Annotated in this window: 14 protein-coding genes; 12 read left to right on the forward strand and 2 right to left on the reverse strand. The window is 42.5% G+C overall.

The window, feature by feature from the left end; all coding sequences use genetic code 11:
- The 10 genes from MMU05_RS10980 (at position 1) to MMU05_RS11025 (ending at position 12,514) form a co-directional block, all read left to right on the forward strand.
- On the forward strand, positions 1–1,227 hold the full coding sequence (locus tag MMU05_RS10980; RefSeq protein ID WP_241141727.1) for an MATE family efflux transporter: 1,227 nt from the start codon (positions 1–3) through the stop codon (positions 1,225–1,227).
- Positions 1,203–2,300 (forward strand): glycosyltransferase family 4 protein, encoded by a 1,098-nt coding sequence (locus MMU05_RS10985; RefSeq protein ID WP_241141728.1) that lies wholly within the window; start codon positions 1,203–1,205, stop codon positions 2,298–2,300. Before MMU05_RS10980 ends, MMU05_RS10985 begins: the two co-directional genes overlap by 25 nt.
- Positions 2,301–3,596 (forward strand): O-antigen ligase family protein, encoded by a 1,296-nt coding sequence (locus MMU05_RS10990; RefSeq protein ID WP_241141729.1) that lies wholly within the window; start codon positions 2,301–2,303, stop codon positions 3,594–3,596. It begins immediately after the preceding gene.
- 345 nt (positions 3,597–3,941) lie between these two features.
- Positions 3,942–6,272, forward strand: a complete 2,331-nt coding sequence (locus MMU05_RS10995) for a nucleoside/nucleotide kinase family protein (RefSeq protein ID WP_241141730.1) — start codon at positions 3,942–3,944, stop codon at positions 6,270–6,272.
- Position 6,273: 1 nt separating this feature from the next.
- Positions 6,274–6,963 carry an acyltransferase gene (locus tag MMU05_RS11000; RefSeq protein WP_241141731.1) on the forward strand — a complete coding sequence of 230 codons (690 nt, stop codon included), beginning with the start codon at positions 6,274–6,276 and terminating at the stop codon, positions 6,961–6,963.
- On the forward strand, positions 6,960–8,180 hold the full coding sequence (locus MMU05_RS11005; protein ID WP_241141732.1) for a glycosyltransferase family 4 protein: 1,221 nt from the start codon (positions 6,960–6,962) through the stop codon (positions 8,178–8,180). Before MMU05_RS11000 ends, MMU05_RS11005 begins: the two co-directional genes overlap by 4 nt.
- Positions 8,177–9,253, forward strand: coding sequence for a glycosyltransferase family 4 protein (locus MMU05_RS11010; RefSeq protein WP_241141733.1), 1,077 nt, complete (start codon positions 8,177–8,179; stop codon positions 9,251–9,253). Before MMU05_RS11005 ends, MMU05_RS11010 begins: the two co-directional genes overlap by 4 nt.
- Positions 9,254–9,442: 189 nt before the next feature.
- A complete protein-coding gene (gene rfbC, locus MMU05_RS11015; protein WP_241141734.1) occupies positions 9,443–10,030 on the forward strand; it encodes a dTDP-4-dehydrorhamnose 3,5-epimerase in 588 nt (195 codons plus the stop codon).
- A gap of 181 nt (positions 10,031–10,211) precedes the next feature.
- Positions 10,212–11,426: a DUF1972 domain-containing protein gene (locus MMU05_RS11020; RefSeq protein ID WP_241141735.1), complete on the forward strand. Its 1,215-nt coding sequence runs from the start codon at positions 10,212–10,214 to the stop codon at positions 11,424–11,426.
- A gap of 11 nt (positions 11,427–11,437) precedes the next feature.
- Entirely contained in the window at positions 11,438–12,514 is a 1,077-nt protein-coding gene (locus MMU05_RS11025; protein ID WP_241141736.1) for a glycosyltransferase family 4 protein, read from the forward strand.
- A 646-nt stretch (positions 12,515–13,160) separates the two neighbouring features.
- On the opposite strand, the gene MMU05_RS11030 is transcribed toward MMU05_RS11025, so the two are convergent.
- Both MMU05_RS11030 and MMU05_RS11035 read right to left on the reverse strand, forming a co-directional pair.
- The gene (locus MMU05_RS11030) at positions 13,161–13,697 is read right to left on the reverse strand and encodes a DUF6586 family protein (protein WP_241141737.1); all 537 of its coding nucleotides are present in this window, start codon (positions 13,695–13,697) and stop codon (positions 13,161–13,163) included.
- 487 nt (positions 13,698–14,184) lie between these two features.
- A complete protein-coding gene (locus MMU05_RS11035) occupies positions 14,185–16,023 on the reverse strand; it encodes an alkaline phosphatase (RefSeq protein ID WP_241141738.1) in 1,839 nt (612 codons plus the stop codon).
- A 291-nt stretch (positions 16,024–16,314) separates the two neighbouring features.
- Here MMU05_RS11035 and MMU05_RS11040 point away from each other — a divergent pair, with 291 nt between their 5' ends.
- Both MMU05_RS11040 and MMU05_RS11045 read left to right on the forward strand, forming a co-directional pair.
- Positions 16,315–17,382: a phosphatidylinositol-specific phospholipase C1-like protein gene (locus MMU05_RS11040; protein ID WP_241141739.1), complete on the forward strand. Its 1,068-nt coding sequence runs from the start codon at positions 16,315–16,317 to the stop codon at positions 17,380–17,382.
- A gap of 41 nt (positions 17,383–17,423) precedes the next feature.
- The gene (locus MMU05_RS11045) at positions 17,424–19,205 is read left to right on the forward strand and encodes a metallophosphoesterase (RefSeq protein WP_241141740.1); all 1,782 of its coding nucleotides are present in this window, start codon (positions 17,424–17,426) and stop codon (positions 19,203–19,205) included.
- Positions 19,206–19,212: the final 7 nt, after the last annotated feature.

Here is a 19,212-nt window from a genome sequence, read left to right on the forward strand (position 1 = left end):
ATGAAATTTGCAAACAGTCCCAAGGTCATTGTCCTTCTCGATCAGGCGCTTTTTAGCGGCACGAGTTTTCTGTGCACCGTCATCATCGCAAGGATGTTGGACATGGAAACTTTCGGCCAATACTCGGGCTATTTATTGGGAATTTACCTTGCAGTAAGTGGCATTGGTGCATTTGTGATCCAACCCTTGCAGGTTTTGGTAGGACAAACTACAAACCTGAAGCAATATTTGACTTTTGCTTTTTGGCTTCAGGTTTTGGCCGTTTTGATATTTGTGGCGTTGATTTTTGTAATTGCCTTTGTCATTCAGGCCAATATCCCTTTTTCAGCTTTGTTATTTGCAGCAGGCTTTCTTTTGCATGACTTTGGCAGGAGGGTATTATTGGCCACAAACCGTCCCAAATCCACGCTTTTGTTGGATGCTATTTCCACTTTGGGATTGTCAGCAGCCCTTTTCATTTTCTATTTGGATCATCAAAAAGACCTCTCTTCCCTGTTCAGCTATGTAGCAATACCTTACCTTTTGTCCTCTCTGCTTCTTTTTTGGCAGATCAAGCCAATTTACTTTGAAAATGCGGTACTTGTTTCATCATTTCGCTTACATGTAATCGAAGGTAAGTGGTTGTTTCTCACGGCCATCACCCAATGGTGGTCCAGCAACCTGTTTGTGGTGGCCTCGGGGATTTACCTTGGAGCGGCTGCTTTGGGTGCCTTGAGACTTGCCCAATCCCTGATGGGTGTATTGAATGTGTTGCTGCAGTCTTTTGAAAATTACATTCTTCCCCAGACTGCCGCCATCATAAATACCGATGTCCATCAAGGTATGGCCTACCTGACCAATGCCAGCCGCAAAGCAGGGATGTTGTTTTTGCCCGTGTTGGCGGTCACGCTCATCTTCTCCCAACAAATATTTGTATTGGTAGGAGGGAAGGAATATGCTTCATATGCCTACCTCCTGCAGGCAATCACCTTGTTGTATGTATTGGTTTTCATCAGCCAACCCATACGATTATTGATCCGCGCCTTGAGACTCAACAGGCATTTCTTTTACGGCTATTTGTTTAGCCTGACATTCGCATTGGTTTTTTCCCATGCGCTTCTTTCAAATTTTGGGTTGTCCGGAGTCCTGATAGGATTGGCAGCTTCCCAGTTGCTCCTGATAGCGTACTGGGTATACATTTTATTAAACAGAAATCTTCAATTATGGAAATCATTCACATCGTTTTAGGCAAAGCCAATCCTGACCGCCTAAATGGGGTAAATAAGGTGGTTTTTCACCTTGCCACAGAACAATCCAAAGCCGGAAAAAAGGTTCAGGTTTGGGGTGTCACGCCAAATCCAGTCCATGATTATCCGGAAAGAAATTTCAAGACGCTGCTGTTTAAGGCGGAGAGTTTTCCTTTTGCTGTAAATGCTGCATTGAAAAAGGCAATTCTATCTAACCGTAACGCCGTTTTTCACCTGCATGGCGGATGGATACCGCTCTTTAGCAGCCTGTCCGGTATTTTGGCTAAAAACCACATCAAATATGTACTCACACCCCATGGCGCTTACAATGAAGTAGCCATGAAACGCAGTTCCTTTCAGAAGAAAAACTATTTCCATTTGTTCGAAAAATCCCTGCTCCAAAGGGTTCATAAAGTGCATGCCATCGGCAAAAGTGAGGTAGAGGGTCTGAATCATATTTTCCCACATGCCCATTCATTTTTGTTGCCTTATGGATTTGATTTGAACACGGACAGTATCAAAACTTTAAAAAATAAAGACTTTACCATAGGATTTGTCGGTCGCTTGGACACGCATACCAAAGGCTTGGATTTGTTGATGGAGGCCTATGCTATTTTCCATAAAAAATATCCCGATTCCAAATTATGGATTATTGGGGAAGGGGAAGGACAGGCTTACCTGGAGAATTTCATCACCGAAAAACAACTCAAAAATGTAGTGCTTTGGGGCAAAAAATTTGGAACAGAAAAGGATGCATTGATTGGTAAAATGCACGTTTTTGCCCATCCTTCGAGGAATGAGGGCCTTCCAACAGCTGTCTTGGAAGCAGCAGCATTGGGTACACCTACCATCGTCACTTATGCTACCAATTTGGCCGAATATGTCTCAGAATTTAAGGCTGGCATAGGCATTGAAAATGAAAGTATAAATGCCCTGGAAAAAAGTATGGAGGTGATCTATAATGCCTATCAATCCGGGCAAATGGATACTTATATCCAAGGTGCCAAAGAAATGCTTGAAAATGTTTTTGCTTGGCCTGTTTTGGTCGAGAAGTTTGATGAATTGTATCGGTAAATGAAACTGGAATTTATACCCAAAGACCATAGTGCCTTTCTCAGGAAAATCAATTGGCAGTTGTTGCTGATCTTGCTCCTGATGACAGCCTGTTTTTTTACATGGAGTGAAAATGTGGTCATCACCCGCATCATTAAAGTCATTGGGCGGATGGGCATGTTGGCCGCTTCTTGGTATGTGTACCGAAGCATCATTCAATATGGCGCTGCTGACAATCTAAAAACTAACAATGTGCTCTCCATCAGTTTTTATGGACTGTACCTGCTTTTGGGTTTTGCCTCGTTTATGTGGAGCACCAATGTCGGCTACAGTGCCTTGCAGTGGTTTATGACTTCCCAAACATTGGTTTTCTGCTTTTTCTTTGTCAAAAGTCTGTATTTATTGGATCAATATTTCCCCAAGCATCCCATCAGACTTTATAACCTCCTAGGCAACAGTGCCTTTTTGCTGATCTTGGTTTTTGTCATCGGAATGTGGGTCAATCCGGATGTGTTTTACCGCCTTACCCATGGAGGCGAGGAGGCACGTCTGGGAGGATACATGATGAATCCCAACGAATTGGGCATGCTGGCAGGAGTGGGGGTTGCAGGGCTGATGTTTGATATCCGAAGAAACTACAACAAATGGTGGACGATTGTCAAACTGCTCATCTTGTTCTATGGCTTGTTTGCGACAGGTTCTCGTTCATCCTTGATTGGGGCTTTGTTGATCATCGGGTTTCATGTCTTACAATCAGAACAGAAAAAGTTCGCCATTGCCGCTATGGTGATCATGATGATGGTGGCCCCGATTGCCATCTATAAAGTGGTGCTCAAAGACGGAGATCCCGAAAGGATGGAGGAAGTCCTCACCTTAACAGGAAGGCTTCCTTTCTGGCAGGCCTTGATTAATGAAGGCCTGCCAAGAGAACCTTTGCTTGGATTCGGGTTTATGCGGATCGATTACAAAGAGTATTTTCAAAGTGCCCATACCTACCCCGGCAAAATGACCCACAATACCTTTATGCAGGTACTGATGAACCTAGGGTTGGTAGGAATGACTTTGGTGCTTTTTCAGATGATTTTTACTGCCCGGGGGATTTTACGGGAAGATGCAGAAAAGAAGCTGATGCTTTTTTGCCTGCTGATACCCATCATCATCAATTCCTTTACTGAATTTGGTGTTTTTGGAGAATCCAATTACGGGATTCTATTCTACCAATTGGTCATTCTCTACATCTCTTTCCAAGCCGGAAAAATCCTTACCCCGAGACATCGCCTTCATTTGGTCAAAATGGGGAGGATATGTTTGAAGTAAATCAATTTATTTTTATTCGATATTGGGATATTGGATATTAATTGATATTGGATATTAATGGATATTGGATCAGCCGCGGCGGACAAGTTATTGATTGATATTGGATCCTCCGTAACGGATAAGTTACTGATTGATACTTAGGCCGAAAAGGATGCTTAATTATTTTTTAATAATGGCAGACTAGCCTGTAACCATATCAAATTTTTCAAAAATGGTTTCCAAAACATTACATTTTTCCAAAATATGGAAAATTTATTTTCCCTAAAATAGCCTTATAACCCTGTTTTTCAATGATTTATGTTTCAGGCACTGCATTTGGCATAAGTCAGAAAACAAGATTAAAAAATGGATCAATTTCTACAAGCATTGGGATTTACCAGAACTTCAGAAAAGACAGAAGGTAGAAAACTCTACGTTTTGCATAATCCCGACGGAAGTCCAAGATGGATCTGGAATGCGGAAAACCCAAACCCCGATTTTTTGAGGTTTTATGCGGTTTCTAACCTGCGGTCAAATGTCTTCAGTATCCTGATAAAGGCCATCTTCTTTTTAAAGTTGCAGCATCTTTTTTTTAAGCAAAACAGCCTTTTTGTACTTGCGGAGGAGACACATATTCTGAATCCTTATTTAAAGAGCAATTTCGCATTGTTTACAGGAACTGCGGGCCCAAACCGAAAATTGGTTCTTTTCGCCAAACAGAAGTTTGTAAAAATTGCCCTGAATGAAAATTCCACTGGGTTGATCGAACAGGAAAAAGCCAATCTTCAACAGGTGAATGGAGGAAAATATCTTGAGATCCCTTCGAGCAAAAGCTTAGGAAACGGCATCTTGGCACTTTCTGATTTGGGTAGCTGGGGAAAGCGGATCAATTCATTTACTCCACTTCATGCTAAAGCGCTACAAGAGCTCACACAAAACAAACTCAGGGAAAACATCCTGTTTGGCAAAACAGAGATCTACCAAAACTGTCTCCAAAATCTCGAAATAGAGAAAGAAACCTCCTTCGACTTATTGCCAAAGCAATTGGTAGAAAATCTGAGAACTTTGGCCATTTCACTCAGCAGGCAAACAATTCCCACCCATTTTGCCCACGGTGATTTTACCCCTTGGAACTGTTTTGTCGAAGAAGAAAAAATTAGCTTGTACGATTTTGAATTGGCTCATGAAAACATGCCTTTTGGTTTTGATGCCTTCCACTTCGTGATGCAACAGGGAATCTTGGTAGACCATCTTCCTTACCAAGCCATCAAACCAAAACTGGTGGCCGCATTTGAGTTACTTACCAAAGAGGAAAATAGGTCCAATCTGGATTTTGATGCCTGCTTCAAAGCGTATTTACTGGTCAATACTTCTTATTACTTGCGCATTTATAGCCAACAGGAAAAATGGCACACCCAAGTCAATTGGTTGCTCAATACCTGGAATGAAGCCATCAGCGACGCACTTTCTTCCGCAGAAAGCCATCGTTCCCTGCTGATCGGGAATGTCTTTGACTTTGTCCAAAACCAACAATATGCAGCGATCAAATTTCTCAATACACATCCCAAAAGTTTGTCGGAATACGCAGACATTGACCTGCTGACAGAAAAGACCACTGCCCAAACCCTGCTTCAATATCTCAAACAGCACATTCTGGTAAAGCGTGTCAACATCCAGCCACAATCCCACATGATGAGTATGGTTGCGGTTTTGCAGGATGGAAGCTTGCTTGCCTTGGACCTCATCCGGCAACTTAAAAGAAAATCCTTGGCCTTTATGAAGGTTTCAGAAGTGATCAACAGGTCAGAAAGGAATGACTATGGTGTTAAAATTCTGAACCTAAGCGATACGCAAACTTTTCTGAAATACTTCTATGGCCTTAATTTCAGTCCGATTCCTGATCGATACCTTCATTATTTTGAAAAAGAAGAAAGTGCAAACATTGATCATACGATACTAAGTGCCCAAGTTGCATCAATGCCTGAAAACAGAGGCATGTCAGGATTGATCAGTAAAGTGAATTATGGTTTGGATGTGTTGAGGAATATTTTCCATCAAAAAGGAATCATTATCACTTTCAGTGGGGTAGACGGGGCTGGAAAGTCCACCATCATCGAGCATACCAAAAAAGAACTGGAGAAAAAGCTGCGCAAAAAAGTGGTGGTGATCAGACACCGTCCATCGATTTTGCCCATCCTAAGCGCCATCACCCAAGGAAAAGAAAAAGCTGAACTAAAAGCCGCCAATACCCTTCCCCGTCAGGGTCAAAACAACAATTGGATCAGTTCGCTGCTGCGCTTTGGGTACTATTATACTGACTATTTGTTTGGGCAGTTTTATGTCTATGTCAAGCATGTGATGCGCGGCGAAGTGGTGCTGTATGACCGCTACTATTTCGACTTTATCAACGACAGTTTGCGCAGCAATATCCGCCTGCCCAAATGGCTGACAAAGGCAGGGTACAAACTATTGCTGCAACCTCACCTCAACTTCTTTTTGTATGCGGATGCCGAAACCATCCTCAAACGCAAAAAAGAATTGGACGCGGAAGCGATTGCTACTTTGACCAAAGATTACCTGAGTCTTTTCAGTGATTTGGATAAGAAGGCGAAAGGGAAATACTTCCCCATCGAAAACCTGCATCTCCAAGAAACCATGGCAATCATTACTTCCAAAGCCCAAATACAACTTGTTTGATATGAAGAACCTGATACAAAAAGCTATCCGTAGGCGCAATCCTAGTTTCACCTTTGATCCGGCATTGGGTAATGTCGCGCTTTGTTCCTTTATCTGGACACAATGCTGGGGTTTGTTGAGAGGTTTGAAGTTGCTGTTTCTCTTCAAAAATCCCAAAATGGCAATGTTAGGAAAGCGGGTCAGCTTTTTCAATACACCCAAAATCACATTTGGAAGATTCCTGAAATTGGGAAATGATGTCTATATCAGCGCATTGGGAAAGCAAGGCGTGCAGCTAGGTGATAATGTCAGTATCGGAGCATTCAGCAGGGTAGTGGTGTCTACTTCCTTTAACCATTTGGGTGAATACATCAAAATCGGAAACAACGTGGGCATGGGTGAATATGCCTACTTGGGCGGGGCAGGAGGATTGGAGATAGGAGATGATTCGATTATCGGTCAGTACTTCAGTTGCCATCCCGAAAATCACATCGCATCCGATCTGTCAATAGCAATCCGCCATCAGGGAGTTACAAGGAAAGGCATCAAAATCGGCAAAAACTGTTGGATCGGCAGCAAGGTGACCATCTTGGATGGGGTGGAAATCGGCGAAGGAAGCATCATCGCAGCAGGTGCTGTGGTAAACAAATCCTTTCCTGAAAATTCTATTATCGGGGGTGTCCCCGCAAAACTTTTAAAAACAAGAATATGAAAACAATCTTAGCTACAGCTTATGCCATCAATCCATTTAAAGGTTCAGAAGACGGTATGGGCTGGAATTTCGTAATGCAGATAGCACGCTTCAACAAAGTAATTGCCATCACAAGAGAAAATAACCGCCCGCACATTGAAAAATACATTGCTGAAAATCCGGACAGCCTGTATGACAATATCCAATTCCTCTACTTCGATTTGCCATATTGGATGCGGTTTTGGAAGAAAGGCGGACAAGGTGCCATGCTGTACTACCTGATTTGGCAGCGTGGAATCATGTCTTTTATCAAGAAGCAAAACCTGAAATTTGATATCGTCCATAACCTCAATTTTCACAACGACTGGACTCCCTCGTTTCTTTGGAAGTTGGATAAGCCGTTTGTTTGGGGACCTGTGGGACATCATCCTCTGATTCCTGCCCAATACCTCCAGCCCTTTGCAAATAAATACCGCATCATTGACCGCCTGACTTGGATGGTCAAGCAATTTTTCTGGAAAATCTCTCCGGCCCTGCACAAGACTGTCAAAAATGCGGACCATATCCTCTGCATGAACAACAGTGTACCAAATATTTTAGGCATTCAGTCCAATTATTCCATCGCACCTTCAGTAGCTACCCAGGATTTTGGATGGAAAGAATTCGACAGTTACAAGGACAAATTCACCCTCATATCAGCGGGACGCTTTGTACCGCTCAAGGGATTTGATTTGACTATCCGTGCCTTTTCTGAGTTTTTGAACGGTTTGGACGCAAAAGACAAAGAGAACTGCGAACTACTTTTGATTGGAAGCGGACCGGAGGAAGGGTTTTTGAAATCCTTGGTTACTGATTTGAAATTGGCGGATCGGGTAACATTTATCTCCTGGATTGAAAGGGGAGAACTGATGGCAAAATTCAAAGATGCTTCTGCATTTCTCTTTCCTTCCCACGAAGGGGCGGGGATGGTAGTCGCTGAGGCTTTGTCTTTTGGTCTGCCGGTCATCTGTCTGGACAATGAGGGCCCAGGGCAATTTATCAGCAGTGAAAACGGTTTTGCAATTCCGATGGGAGACTATGACCAAACAGTTACGGGCTTGGCGGCTGCCATCCAAGAGTTGCATGCATCACCCGAGAAAAGGAAAAAAATGGGAATAGCTGCAAGAAAGCAGTTTGAAAACTGCTTCCATTGGGATAGGAGAGGGGAACAACTTCAGAAAGTCTACGCCGACTTATGAAAGCACAACCTAGAGTATTCGCTTTTCATTTATTGAATGACCGCAGCGGCAGTCCCAAAGTGCTTGGTCAAATCATCAGAAGCTGGATTCATGAAGGGAAGGAAGTACATCTTTATACCATGGTTCACCAAGATGGCTTTCTTTCCAATTTGGAAGGAGTAAACTATCATCACGGATGGTATAAATTCCAAGCCAATCCCTGGTTGAGGCTGATCTATTATTCCTTGAGTCAGCTCATCTTATTCTTCAAGATGCTGGGAAAGGTAAAGAAAACAGATACCCTATACATCAACACAGTTTTGCCTTTCGGAGCGGCGTTGATAGGGAAGTTAAAAGGCTGCCGGGTGATTTACCACATTCATGAGAGCACGGTCTCCCCTACAATTTTGAAGTGGTTCTTGTTTAAAGTGGTGTCTTGGACAGCTTCCGATATCATCAATGTATCCCAATATGTGGCGCAAAGTCATGGAATCACCAAGATTCCCAACCATTTGGTGTACAATGCCATTGATGAAAATTTTTTGTCCAAAGTTTTAACCAAAGAAAAAAATGAAAGCCCTTCACATGTTTTGATGGTTTGCTCCTTGAAAGCATATAAAGGACTTTATGAATTTATACAGCTTGCCGAAGACCACATGGATTTTTCCTTCAGAATGGTTTTGAATGCCGGTCAAAAAGAAATTGATTCCTTTTTCTCAGGTCAGCATTTTCCGCAAAATCTTGAAATATATCCTTCCCAAAAAAACCTCCATCCCTTTTTCCAATGGGCAGATGTGATTGTAAACCTCTCCCGACCTGATGGATGGATAGAAACATTTGGGCTGACCATCATCGAAGGAATGGCTTACGGTTTACCTGCAATTGTGCCTCCGGTGGGAGGGATTTTGGAGGTGATTGAAGAAGGAGTGACGGGGTACAGTGTGGACCCGAGAGACAGGAAATCGCTCAACAAGAAGCTGCTTGAACTGATGGCCAACCCTATTAACTTCCAAAATTTCTCCAAAGCGGCTTTAAAAAGATTAGAGGTATTCAAAGAAAAAACCATGCTAGAGCAAATCAACAGGATTGTTTGATTAGGTATAAACTGAAATTCGGCTTTACGCTATTATGCCAGAAAAATGATAATTCCATCTTAATCATGGCAGAGGACCGAAATGGGCGGTACTTCCGACTTCCGACTTCCGTCTTCCGTCCCGCTTGTAGAGAAATATCTGTTTACTGGCCAAAAAGAGGATAAATATAAAATACTAAACCATAAAGTGATGGAAATACAAAAAACCAATATCAAAGATTGCTTCTTGATCCAACCTAGGGTTTTTGAAGACGAACGCGGTTACTTCCTAGAAAGCTTTAACAGCGAAAAATTCGAACAAATCACCGGAATTGAAACGGAGTTTGTTCAGGACAATGAATCCATGTCAAACTACGGTGTCATCCGTGGACTCCACGCGCAGCGAGGAGAATCCGCCCAAGCCAAACTTATCCGGGTAATTCATGGAACCGTGATAGATGTGGTGGTGGATGCCCGATTTGACTCACCCACCTTTGGTGAAATTTTCACAGTAGAAATCAGCAGCACGCTCAAAAACCAATTGTTTATTCCAAAAGGATGTCTTCACGGCTTTTCGGTTTTGGAAGACAAGACCATCTTTTCTTACAAGTGTGATGCTTTTTACAATCCTGAAATGGAAATCGGGGTTTATCCCCTTGACCGATACCTCGCTATTGATTGGAAAGTAGATACAACCCATGCACAGATTTCCCTCAAAGACCAAAAAGCAATGTCATGGTTGGAATATGTGGCATCCTTTGAGCAAAAGAGATTTCTCAAAACCGTGCAGGTAGTGTAGCATATTTTCTAAAGGAAAAGAAGTGAAATTCCCTTGATCCCTTTTCAATCCTGTTCCATTTTGCAATTCATTTCCAAAAAATGGAAAATAGGATACTGTCAAATATTCGCTAATCTCCTGAATAAAAGCATTTTATTGTTTTGGCACTGCTTTCGTCCTTAAGCAAACAATTGAAATAATCATGAGCAAAAATTTAACACAAAAGAAGAAAATTGCCATCATCGGGACAGTGGGTGTTCCTGCCAATTATGGTGGCTTTGAAACCCTTGCCGAGCACCTCATCGAAGACCTCGGACAGAAACATGACATCACTGTCTATTGTTCGGGTAAAAAGTACAGCAAATCAGAAAGGGTTTCAAGCTATAAAGGGGCAAGACTCAAGTACCTGCCTTTTGATGCCAACGGAATCCAAAGCATCCCCTACGATACCTTATCAATCATAAGCGCACTGTTTTTTGCGGATGTGCTTTTAGTCCTTGGGGTTGCGGGTGCGTGGATTTTACCTTTCGTTCGGATCTTTACCAATAAGAAAATCATCATTTCCATAGATGGGATTGAGTGGAAAAGAGACAAGTGGAATCTTTTGGCCAAGTGGTACTTGTTTTGGGCAGAAGGCATGGCGGTCAAATACTCCCACATCGACATCTCAGACAATGAAGCCATTCAGGATTACACCGCAGCACGATACGGTTCCTTGAGCAGAATCATCGAGTACGGGGCAGACCATACTATGAAAGTTGCGGTTACGGAAGAAGCAACGGAACAATATCCTTTTCTCAAGGAGCAATATGCCTTTAAGGTCTGCAGGATCGAGCCTGAAAACATGGTGCATGTCATTTTGGAAGCTTTTACCAAAACAAGCCGGATGCCTTTGGTCATCGTAGGCAATTGGGACAAAAGTGACTACGGAAAGTCCCTCAAAACCAAATACGGTCAACATCCCAATATCCACATTTTGGATCCCATCTATAACCAGGAAAAGCTGGATGTACTCCGCGGAAATGCCTCTCTGTATGTTCACGGTCATTCGGCAGGAGGCACCAATCCCTCCTTGGTAGAAGCGATGTACTTAGGCTTACCTATCCTGGCAAACGGTGTTTCCTACAACAGAGTCACCACTGAAAACAGGGCCCTGTACTTTTCCGATCAGGAAAGTTTGATTGCTGAAATCAACAAAATCTATACTGCCAAATTGAAACTGGTAGGGGAAGAAATGCGGGCAGTCGCCAAGCGCAGGTACACTTGGTCCCATATTGCCTTCAAATATGAACTGTTGGTAGAAGAGGCCTTGAACACCTCAGAAAAGGCCAATGTGGAAGCCGAAACCAAAAATATCCCCTATGACCAACTCCTTGAATTGGGCCATGCCCACTTAAAAACCAATTTAAACTTCTAATTACCTTTTCTATGAATTCGATCCATATCATTGGCCCTTTGGCCGCCTTTTTAATGACACTTTTGGTGATACCTGTGTTGAGAAAAATTGCCTTCCGAATCAACATGGTGGACAAACCCAACTTCCGGAAAGTACATACTTTGCCCATTCCTCTGATTGGCGGTGTCGGGATATTCATCGCCACCACTTTGGCCTTAGGCTTGGCTTTGCCTTTTGATTTAGACATTTTGGGTTTCAAAAATATTTACCTCGCCATGAGCATTTTATTGATGATGGGCGTGATAGATGATTTTTTTGAATTGAGAGCTACCATGAAACTTGCTATTCAGCTAGTATTGGCGCATTTCATTTTTTCCCAAGGAATAAAAATCGAATCCCTACACGGTATTTTTGGTATTTATGAATTGGCCGATTGGATGCAATACGGTCTTACCGTGGTAGTAATCGCGGGGGCTGTAAATGCCTTCAACCTGATGGATGGCATAGATGGACTTGCGGCAGGACTTGCCATTGCCGGCTTTGCGGTTTTCACCGTATTGGCTGTTTTGACCAATCAGTTTCTGCTTGCATTGGTATTTCTGACATACATCGGTGGATTGTTTGGGTTTTTGAGATTTAACCTGAGCAAAAGCCAAAAAGTATTTATGGGAGATGCAGGTTCATTGATGATGGGCTTTATTTTGGTGGTATCAGGAATCAGGCTGATCCAATCCGCACAGAGTACAGCCAACGTCTCTTTGGTAATCCTTGGCGTGGTGGCGGTCATGCTTATTCCGGTTTTTGATGCTCTCCGTGTTTTCAGAAAAAGAATGAAATCCGGTAAAAGTCCTTTCAATCCCGACAAAACCCACCTTCACCATTTGGTATTGACCACCGGTCTGAGACACAAAGCAAGCAGCTTGGGAATAGTGGGACTGATGTCCGGGATAATCCTGATTGGCTTTATCAGTTACCAATTGGTAGGACTGACGGTTGCTTTTATAGCTATGCTGTTTCTGTTTTCCTTTGTCACATCCCTTTTACAATTCCACAACAGGTTGATGTCGTGGAAAACCAAGATCAAAAGGATGGAGAATACCAACCAATAGACTCAAGAAGCAAGACATAAGATTCAAGACTTGATCCATCAACAACAATTAGAACCACTATAACAATTTCATCACTTACACCTGTCCGCCGTGGCGGAACCGCTAGAACCACTACAACAATTACACCTGTCCGCCGTGGCTGAACCAATCCACCTCTATGTTCTCTATGACCCTATGTGGTAAAAAATCCACTTGTCCCATCTGTGCAAATCCTTTAAATCTGTGGTTAAATTTCCCTTCCCTGTTTTGGCGAAAGGCCCAATTCCCGACTACCCATAAAATTAGCCAAAACCAAACCCAACTCATTTCACATTTTTTCTATAAACATGCCACCCGTTCAGGGTTTTCTACCAACCCGAAAACATCGAAAACCAATATACCTGTCCGCCGTAGCGGAACCATTACAACTTTTCTAACCCGACAACAATTACAACCACGAGAACAATTACACCTGTCCGCCGTGGCGGAACCTTTTCAACCTGACCACCCGAAGCAGACAACAAGTTTCACCTTATGTGCTCTCTCAGTATTCTGGGGCGAAGTAAAAAATATTTCCATCCAAAACGATTTATAATAAGTCAAGGGTAAAAAAAACTCTCAGGTTTGAAACCTGAGAGTCAAATTAAAAACTTACAAATTAAGGCTGTTATTTTTTCGCCGATTTCCCACTTGCGTCAAGTGCTGATTCCCGAAGTTCAGTTATCAATTTTTCCATTTTGGTATGCCACGCATCAAACTTTTCCAAAACAGAAGTTACTTGAATGGCACTTTTCTCTTCCTCCAAGGTAGATGATTCATCTTTGTCCTTAGATTTCTTGGATTTTTTCGCCGCCTTCAATTTATTAGGATCAAAGGACTTCAGTTCTGAAAGCCAATTGTCCTTTTCCATCAACTTACTGAGTTTTTTGCCCTCTTTGATGGGTTTTTTGGAATCTGATTTAGAAACTTTAAGGCTATCGATGGTTAGATGCTTTTTCTTAAGTCCTAGTCCATAGATTTCGTTGATTTCTACCAAAAAAGCATCCACAACACCCTTTAAATGGAACAGAAATGAATATTGATGCGCTTTCTCAATCTCAGAACCGGAAATAGCAGGATTTTTAAGTTCTTCCAGATAAAGTTTCGCATAGTTTAACCTTGATTCTGTTATTGCCTTCAAAGGGGTATAGTTCTTCATTTTCATTATTAATGTATGTTTTGGTCAAATTTACCTAAAATCAAAAAGCCGAAGTCCAATGTTAAGTGATATTTTAATATAGGAACAAGAAAGGGTTGATTTGGATTATTTTTTTGTGAAAACCGTCAGGGTAAATGCACCAAAATGACAGCAATTTGATAACCCTCGAATCCAAAGTTGGATTGAAATGAAGCATACATTTGTGATAATTCTTCAAAGGTATTTTTTCGTCTGTTCAGGAATTAGGCACTGCTTTTGGCAGTGTCATTTTTTTTTTACCTGCTATGACTTAAAAATGGTTTGGTTCAAGCCCTTGGTTTTATTTTATTACTTTTTTCAGTATCCAAGAAACCAGGATTCCTGCCATAAACAATTTCCAGCCAAATGCACCCCGTCCCATTGTGGAAATATCCTTTCCGAAAATGCACTAAGTGACGATTTGATGGACAATCCATCGAAAAAAGTAATATGATTACAATTATGATTTAGAGATTTATTCTGGCTGATGGTATTGGTTGACCAGGGATATGATTTTGTGGAATACCTCGGTGTTTTCATACACTCCCCTGAATTCGCCTGAATGTGCCCCATAGGCAAAAATCGGCACCATAATCCCGGTGTGATCGTCGCTGTGAAACGCCATTTCCACTTCATTTCCTGACACTTTTCCCTGTGGCAAACTCAATCCGGCAGTTTCGTGGTCTGCGGTGATGATCAAAAGGGTATTTGGGTTTTGGTCGACATATTGGATCATCCAACCCACTGCCTCATCAAAATCCAACAATTCGGTGACAACAGTACTCCCACTATTGGCATGTCCGCCCGAATCAATCATGGCAGCTTCCACCATCAGAAAAAACGGTGATTTTTTCGATTTCAAAAAGCTGATAGCGTTTTTACTGCTTTGTAAAAGGTAATCTTCTCTGCCTTTGGCCATCGTAGGCATCCCGCTGGAAGAAGCAAAATACCCCACTTTTTCCGCAGGGGAATTCGCGATTTCTCCCATACTTTTCATCATAGTAAAGCCATTTTCTTCCAATTCCTTCAACCTGTCCGTCCCAAATTGGGTGAAATCCCTTTTTCCTCCTCCGATAAAAAGATCGAGTTTGCTTTCAGGCAAGTATTGGGCTATTTTATCGATGTCGTCCCGTTCGACATGATGCGCATAAAAGGAGGCGGGAGTTGCCCCGGTAAGGTTGTCTGTGGTGATGATTCCACTATTGAAATCATATGAATCGAGGATTTCGGTAATATTCTGAAGTGCCTTTCCATCTGTTCCTGTTCCCAAAGCCCGGTTATTGGTTTTTTGTCCTGTGGCATAGGCGGTTGCTCCTGCTGCTGAGTCGGTAGTAAAATCATCCGCCGCTTGGGTTTTGACAAAACCGATATTTTTGAGTTGCGTGAGGTTCAATTGGTTTCCATTGGCAAACATCCCTGCTGAAATCTGCGCCAATCCATTTCCGTCTCCAATCATCATAATGACCCGATCAATTTTATTTTCCACTCCGTCATGGTCGAATTCAGGCTTATAGGTCTCGTGGATTTTTGTACCTACAAAGATGTTGTTTTCCAGATTTTTGAGATACTGATTTGCCTCATAGGGTTGGTCTGTGTTGATGTAATCTATCCCAAGGTCTGCAAAAGCTTTCCATGCTGACTTGCTGTCAGGAGAGGCCCAAAACCTGACCGGCTTGTCAAAAGCGTGTACTTTGGAAATAAAAGACACCAATGAATCCCTTTCGGATTGGACAATTCTGCCTTTGCCATTCCAAACTGAAAATTGCCTGAAACTCAGACTGACCATTCCAATTTTTTCCCAAGGAAGTCCCGGGCTGAGCACTTTGTTTTGATAATCAAAGAATAGGTAAGGCGGATAGTTTTTATAATCTTCGGGTTTGGGCCGATTGCCAGAAATAATCAGCTTGAGGCCAGTCTGATTTTGCTCTGAAAAGAGTAAGTGCTCAAATTCGGAAGCATCTTTTACTATTTGATCCAAGGTAGTATAAGCCTCAGTTTTGCAATCAATCAGCAAGTGAAAGTCAAAGGCATCTATCATCCCAAGTGATTTGGCCTTTTGGATAGGTTCGAAATAAAGGGACTTCAAAGTCCGCTCCGTCCGGATACTTTCTGCTTCGTGGGCTGCCATCAATTCCCCTTTTTGCAAAATCACGTCCACTTCGATCGAAGCACATCCTGCCCCAAAAGCATCCCAAAAAGGCACAGTTCTCAGGTAATCATTGTGGGAGTGGAGCTTGTAAGTGGGAAGGTCCTGCCCAACTGCCAGCAAAGCAAAGACTGTCGAGGACAGAAGGAGGAAAAATATTTTTTTCATCTTCAAAAGTAAGCAGGGCAACTTATCGGATGGCCCTGTTTTTTACCTGTTTTGGTGATTTAACAAAAACATAAACCAAAGTGCCTTTTGGGATAACAATGCCCGAGGTCCGGTTCACCTTTCGATCCTTTATTCTTTCTTCAAAAAGTCTATGTTATTGGGTTGGAGTTCCGAATTGACTTGGGCCTTGTAAGATTTCTAAGGAAATGAATGTTAACAATAAGTTGACATAGAAAACCTGTCCATGATGCCAAAAAGCCCCATCTTGTTTGTTCAAAAACTTTTGAATTGATGAAAAAATTAAGATTGATCTCGCTTGTTTTATGCTTTTTGGCATTTGCCGTTGTATCCAAAGCACAGAATCCAAGGTTGAATCAAACCCAAGTTATCGGAAGCCACAACAGTTACAAAAGCGCGATGCCCGCCCCGATTTTGGAGTATTTACAAAAAATCAATCCCGCTGCTGCGAAAAGTTTGGAATACGAGCATTTGCCGCTTTCAGAGCAATTGGATCTGGGACTTCGTAACCTGGAATTGGATGTATTTCATGATCCCATGGGAGGAAAATATACCAATCCCAAGTCCCTGGCAATGCTACCCGAAGGGACTATTTTTGACTCCAAAAAAGAACTGCAGGAGCCCGGATTGAAGCTTTTTCATGTTCAGGATTTGGATGTACAATCCCATCACTTACTTTTCAAAAACGCCCTTTTGGAGTTAAGGGACTGGAGTAATAAAAATCCCGATCACCACCCTGTATTTGTCTTGATCAATGCCAAAGACGGACTAGTTCCGATGACTGTTAGCCCACTTTCTTTTTCAGGTATGGCCTTGGATAGCATCGATTTGGAAGTCAGGACTTACTTGGGAATGGACAAATTGATTACTCCTGATCAGGTTCGAGGTGCGTATGAATCTGTCGAAAAGGCTGTCCTGGCAGGCAACTGGCCGGAAATGGATGCTGCAAGAGGCAAGTTTCTCTTTGTGCTGGATGAAAGCGAAGAGAAAATCCGTCGTTACCTAACCCAAAAACCAGGACTAAAAAATGCCGTGCTCTTCGTCAATCTGAAAGAAGGAAACCCGGAAGCTGGCTTTAGAATCATCAATGATCCTATCTCCAATGAGACCTACATTCAAGAACTTGTAACAAAAGGCTACATCATTCGAACTCGCGCCGACTCCGATACCAAAGAAGCCCGAACAGGAGACTATACCAAGTTCGAAAAAGCGAAAGCCTCCGGCGCTCAGGTAATTTCCACCGATTATTACATGCCTTCACGTCTTTTCCCATCGGACTATTCGGTGAGTTTTGAAAACAAAACTTTTGAGAGAACAAACCCTATTTTAATTCAAAAGTGAATTACTCCAAGCTCATTCCTGCACTAATAGGTGTAGGTATTATGTATTCTTGGCCTCGGGTGCCGCTTTTGGCCCAATCTGGAAGTGAGGCTAAAGTGGCTTTTCTAGCTGATATCCATTTGCAGGATGTTTATGGGGACTTTCAGTCGGATGATTTCAAAGGGGTAATCAATCCGAAAACCGGCAAGCATGCGACTATCCGCACCATGGAAAGTCAGCTAAATTCTACCCGCCTTTTCAATGAAAATTACTTTGCGCTTTTAGCGGCATTAGAGGATTTGCGAAAGCGAGGAATCAAGCTTGTCGCACTTCCGGGTGACTACACGGATGACGGTCAGCCGATGAATATTTTGGCCTTGAAAAGAATTCTTCAGGATTATTCAGACCGGTACGGCATGCGCTTTTTCATCACGACGGGAAATCACGATCCAGTTTCGCCTTTTGGCGGACCTGATGGTAAATCAGATTTCATGGGAGAAAATGGGCAAAATCAGGCGGTATCGAGTGAACCTAAAAATGATAACAAGGAAGTTGCGGTAAGTTCCGAGATGAAGAATTGGGGCTATTTTGAAATCTGTGAGGAATTGAAAGGCTTTGGATTCAATCCCGGAGCACAAGATATTTTTTGGACACATCCATTTATGACCTTTGATTACGAAGGGTATGATTTTCATAAAGTCAGCGCGGAATCATCCATCCGCGCGCGACTTTTCCCAGATCCCAAATCAGGATGGATGCTTCCGGATGCCAGCTATCTCGTTGAGCCTGTAGAAGGACTTTGGCTTTTGGCCATTGATGGCAATGTCTATACTTATTCCGGTGATGCGAATCAACCGGATTCCACCGCTTGGAGAGGATCCGGTATCGGCTTCAACTTAGCTTCGAAAACAAAACAGCATCAACTCGAGTGGATCAAAAAGATCAGTGAAGAAGCTGAAAAGCGTGGAAAAACGCTGGTTTCCTTTAGTCATTATCCCCTCACGGATTTTCATGAAGGAGCTTCTACAGAAATGAAAAAACTCTTTGGTATTAGTAATTTTCAATTAAGTCGCGTTCCTGAAAAGAATGTATCCCAACTCTATGCAGCCGCAGGTATCCGGGTGCATTTCGCAGGTCACATGCACATCAACGACACAGGAAAGCAAGACGAAAATTCAAATGGGCAGCTGGTAAACATTCAGGTACCGTCTTTAGCAGCCTTTCCTCCGGCATACAAAATCATGAAACTTGAATCAGATAAATCTATGGAAGTACAAACTCATCTTTTGCAGAAAGTAGACCGATTTGACGAGTTTTTCGATCTCTACAAAATGGAACATCAGTGGCTAAGTCAGAAAACTGGTGCTACAAACTGGAATCTGAAGGTATTGGACGCGGTCGATTATGTGGAATTTACCCAGCTTCACCTTCAGGAATTGATCCGTTTGCGGTTTTTGAAATCCGATTGGCCGACCGATTTGGGAATTTTGGTGAATGGAATCACCCACCCCCAACTTCAAGAGTGGATTGATTCTCCGGCGGATCTAAAAGGAGAACTTCTGAACGCCATTTTAGAATCTATCGAAAGCACTCACCATAAAGGTGATTTAATGGAGGATTTTTACTTAATCAAAAATGGAGGTGACCTTGGAAGTTATAAAATCCCAATGGCACGAATGGCGGTATACCAAAGCTTGCACAAGAGAAATCTCAAAACAGGAAACGTATCTTTGAATGCTCAATTCTCGGATTTTCTGGAAATTTTCGGGAGGCTTTGCAATGGTCTTCCTTCTGATGATTTCTCTATTGATCTTCGGGATTTGAGCGTGAAAAAGGTTGACTAGGATTCTT

Origin of the sequence: Cognataquiflexum rubidum, assembly GCF_022538115.1 — a bacterium.
Classification (GTDB): Bacteria; Bacteroidota; Bacteroidia; order Cytophagales; family Cyclobacteriaceae; genus Cognataquiflexum; species Cognataquiflexum rubidum.

Excerpts from the sequence above, each read along its gene's own strand:
- MMU05_RS11035 (WP_241141738.1), bottom strand. The coding sequence starts at position 16,023 with ATGAAAAAAATATTTTTCCTCCTTCTGTCCTCGACAGTCTTTGCTTTG.
- MMU05_RS10995 (WP_241141730.1), top strand. The coding sequence starts at position 3,942 with ATGGATCAATTTCTACAAGCATTGGGATTTACCAGAACTTCAGAAAAG.
- MMU05_RS11010 (WP_241141733.1), top strand. The coding sequence starts at position 8,177 with ATGAAAGCACAACCTAGAGTATTCGCTTTTCATTTATTGAATGACCGC.
- MMU05_RS11000 (WP_241141731.1), top strand. The coding sequence starts at position 6,274 with ATGAAGAACCTGATACAAAAAGCTATCCGTAGGCGCAATCCTAGTTTC.
- MMU05_RS11045 (WP_241141740.1), top strand. The coding sequence starts at position 17,424 with ATGTATTCTTGGCCTCGGGTGCCGCTTTTGGCCCAATCTGGAAGTGAG.
- rfbC (WP_241141734.1), top strand. The coding sequence starts at position 9,443 with ATGGAAATACAAAAAACCAATATCAAAGATTGCTTCTTGATCCAACCT.
- MMU05_RS11040 (WP_241141739.1), top strand. The coding sequence starts at position 16,315 with ATGAAAAAATTAAGATTGATCTCGCTTGTTTTATGCTTTTTGGCATTT.
- MMU05_RS11005 (WP_241141732.1), top strand. The coding sequence starts at position 6,960 with ATGAAAACAATCTTAGCTACAGCTTATGCCATCAATCCATTTAAAGGT.
- MMU05_RS10990 (WP_241141729.1), top strand. The coding sequence starts at position 2,301 with ATGAAACTGGAATTTATACCCAAAGACCATAGTGCCTTTCTCAGGAAA.
- MMU05_RS10980 (WP_241141727.1), top strand. The coding sequence starts at position 1 with ATGAAATTTGCAAACAGTCCCAAGGTCATTGTCCTTCTCGATCAGGCG.
- MMU05_RS11030 (WP_241141737.1), bottom strand. The coding sequence starts at position 13,697 with ATGAAAATGAAGAACTATACCCCTTTGAAGGCAATAACAGAATCAAGG.
- MMU05_RS11025 (WP_241141736.1), top strand. The coding sequence starts at position 11,438 with ATGAATTCGATCCATATCATTGGCCCTTTGGCCGCCTTTTTAATGACA.
- MMU05_RS10985 (WP_241141728.1), top strand. The coding sequence starts at position 1,203 with ATGGAAATCATTCACATCGTTTTAGGCAAAGCCAATCCTGACCGCCTA.
- MMU05_RS11020 (WP_241141735.1), top strand. The coding sequence starts at position 10,212 with ATGAGCAAAAATTTAACACAAAAGAAGAAAATTGCCATCATCGGGACA.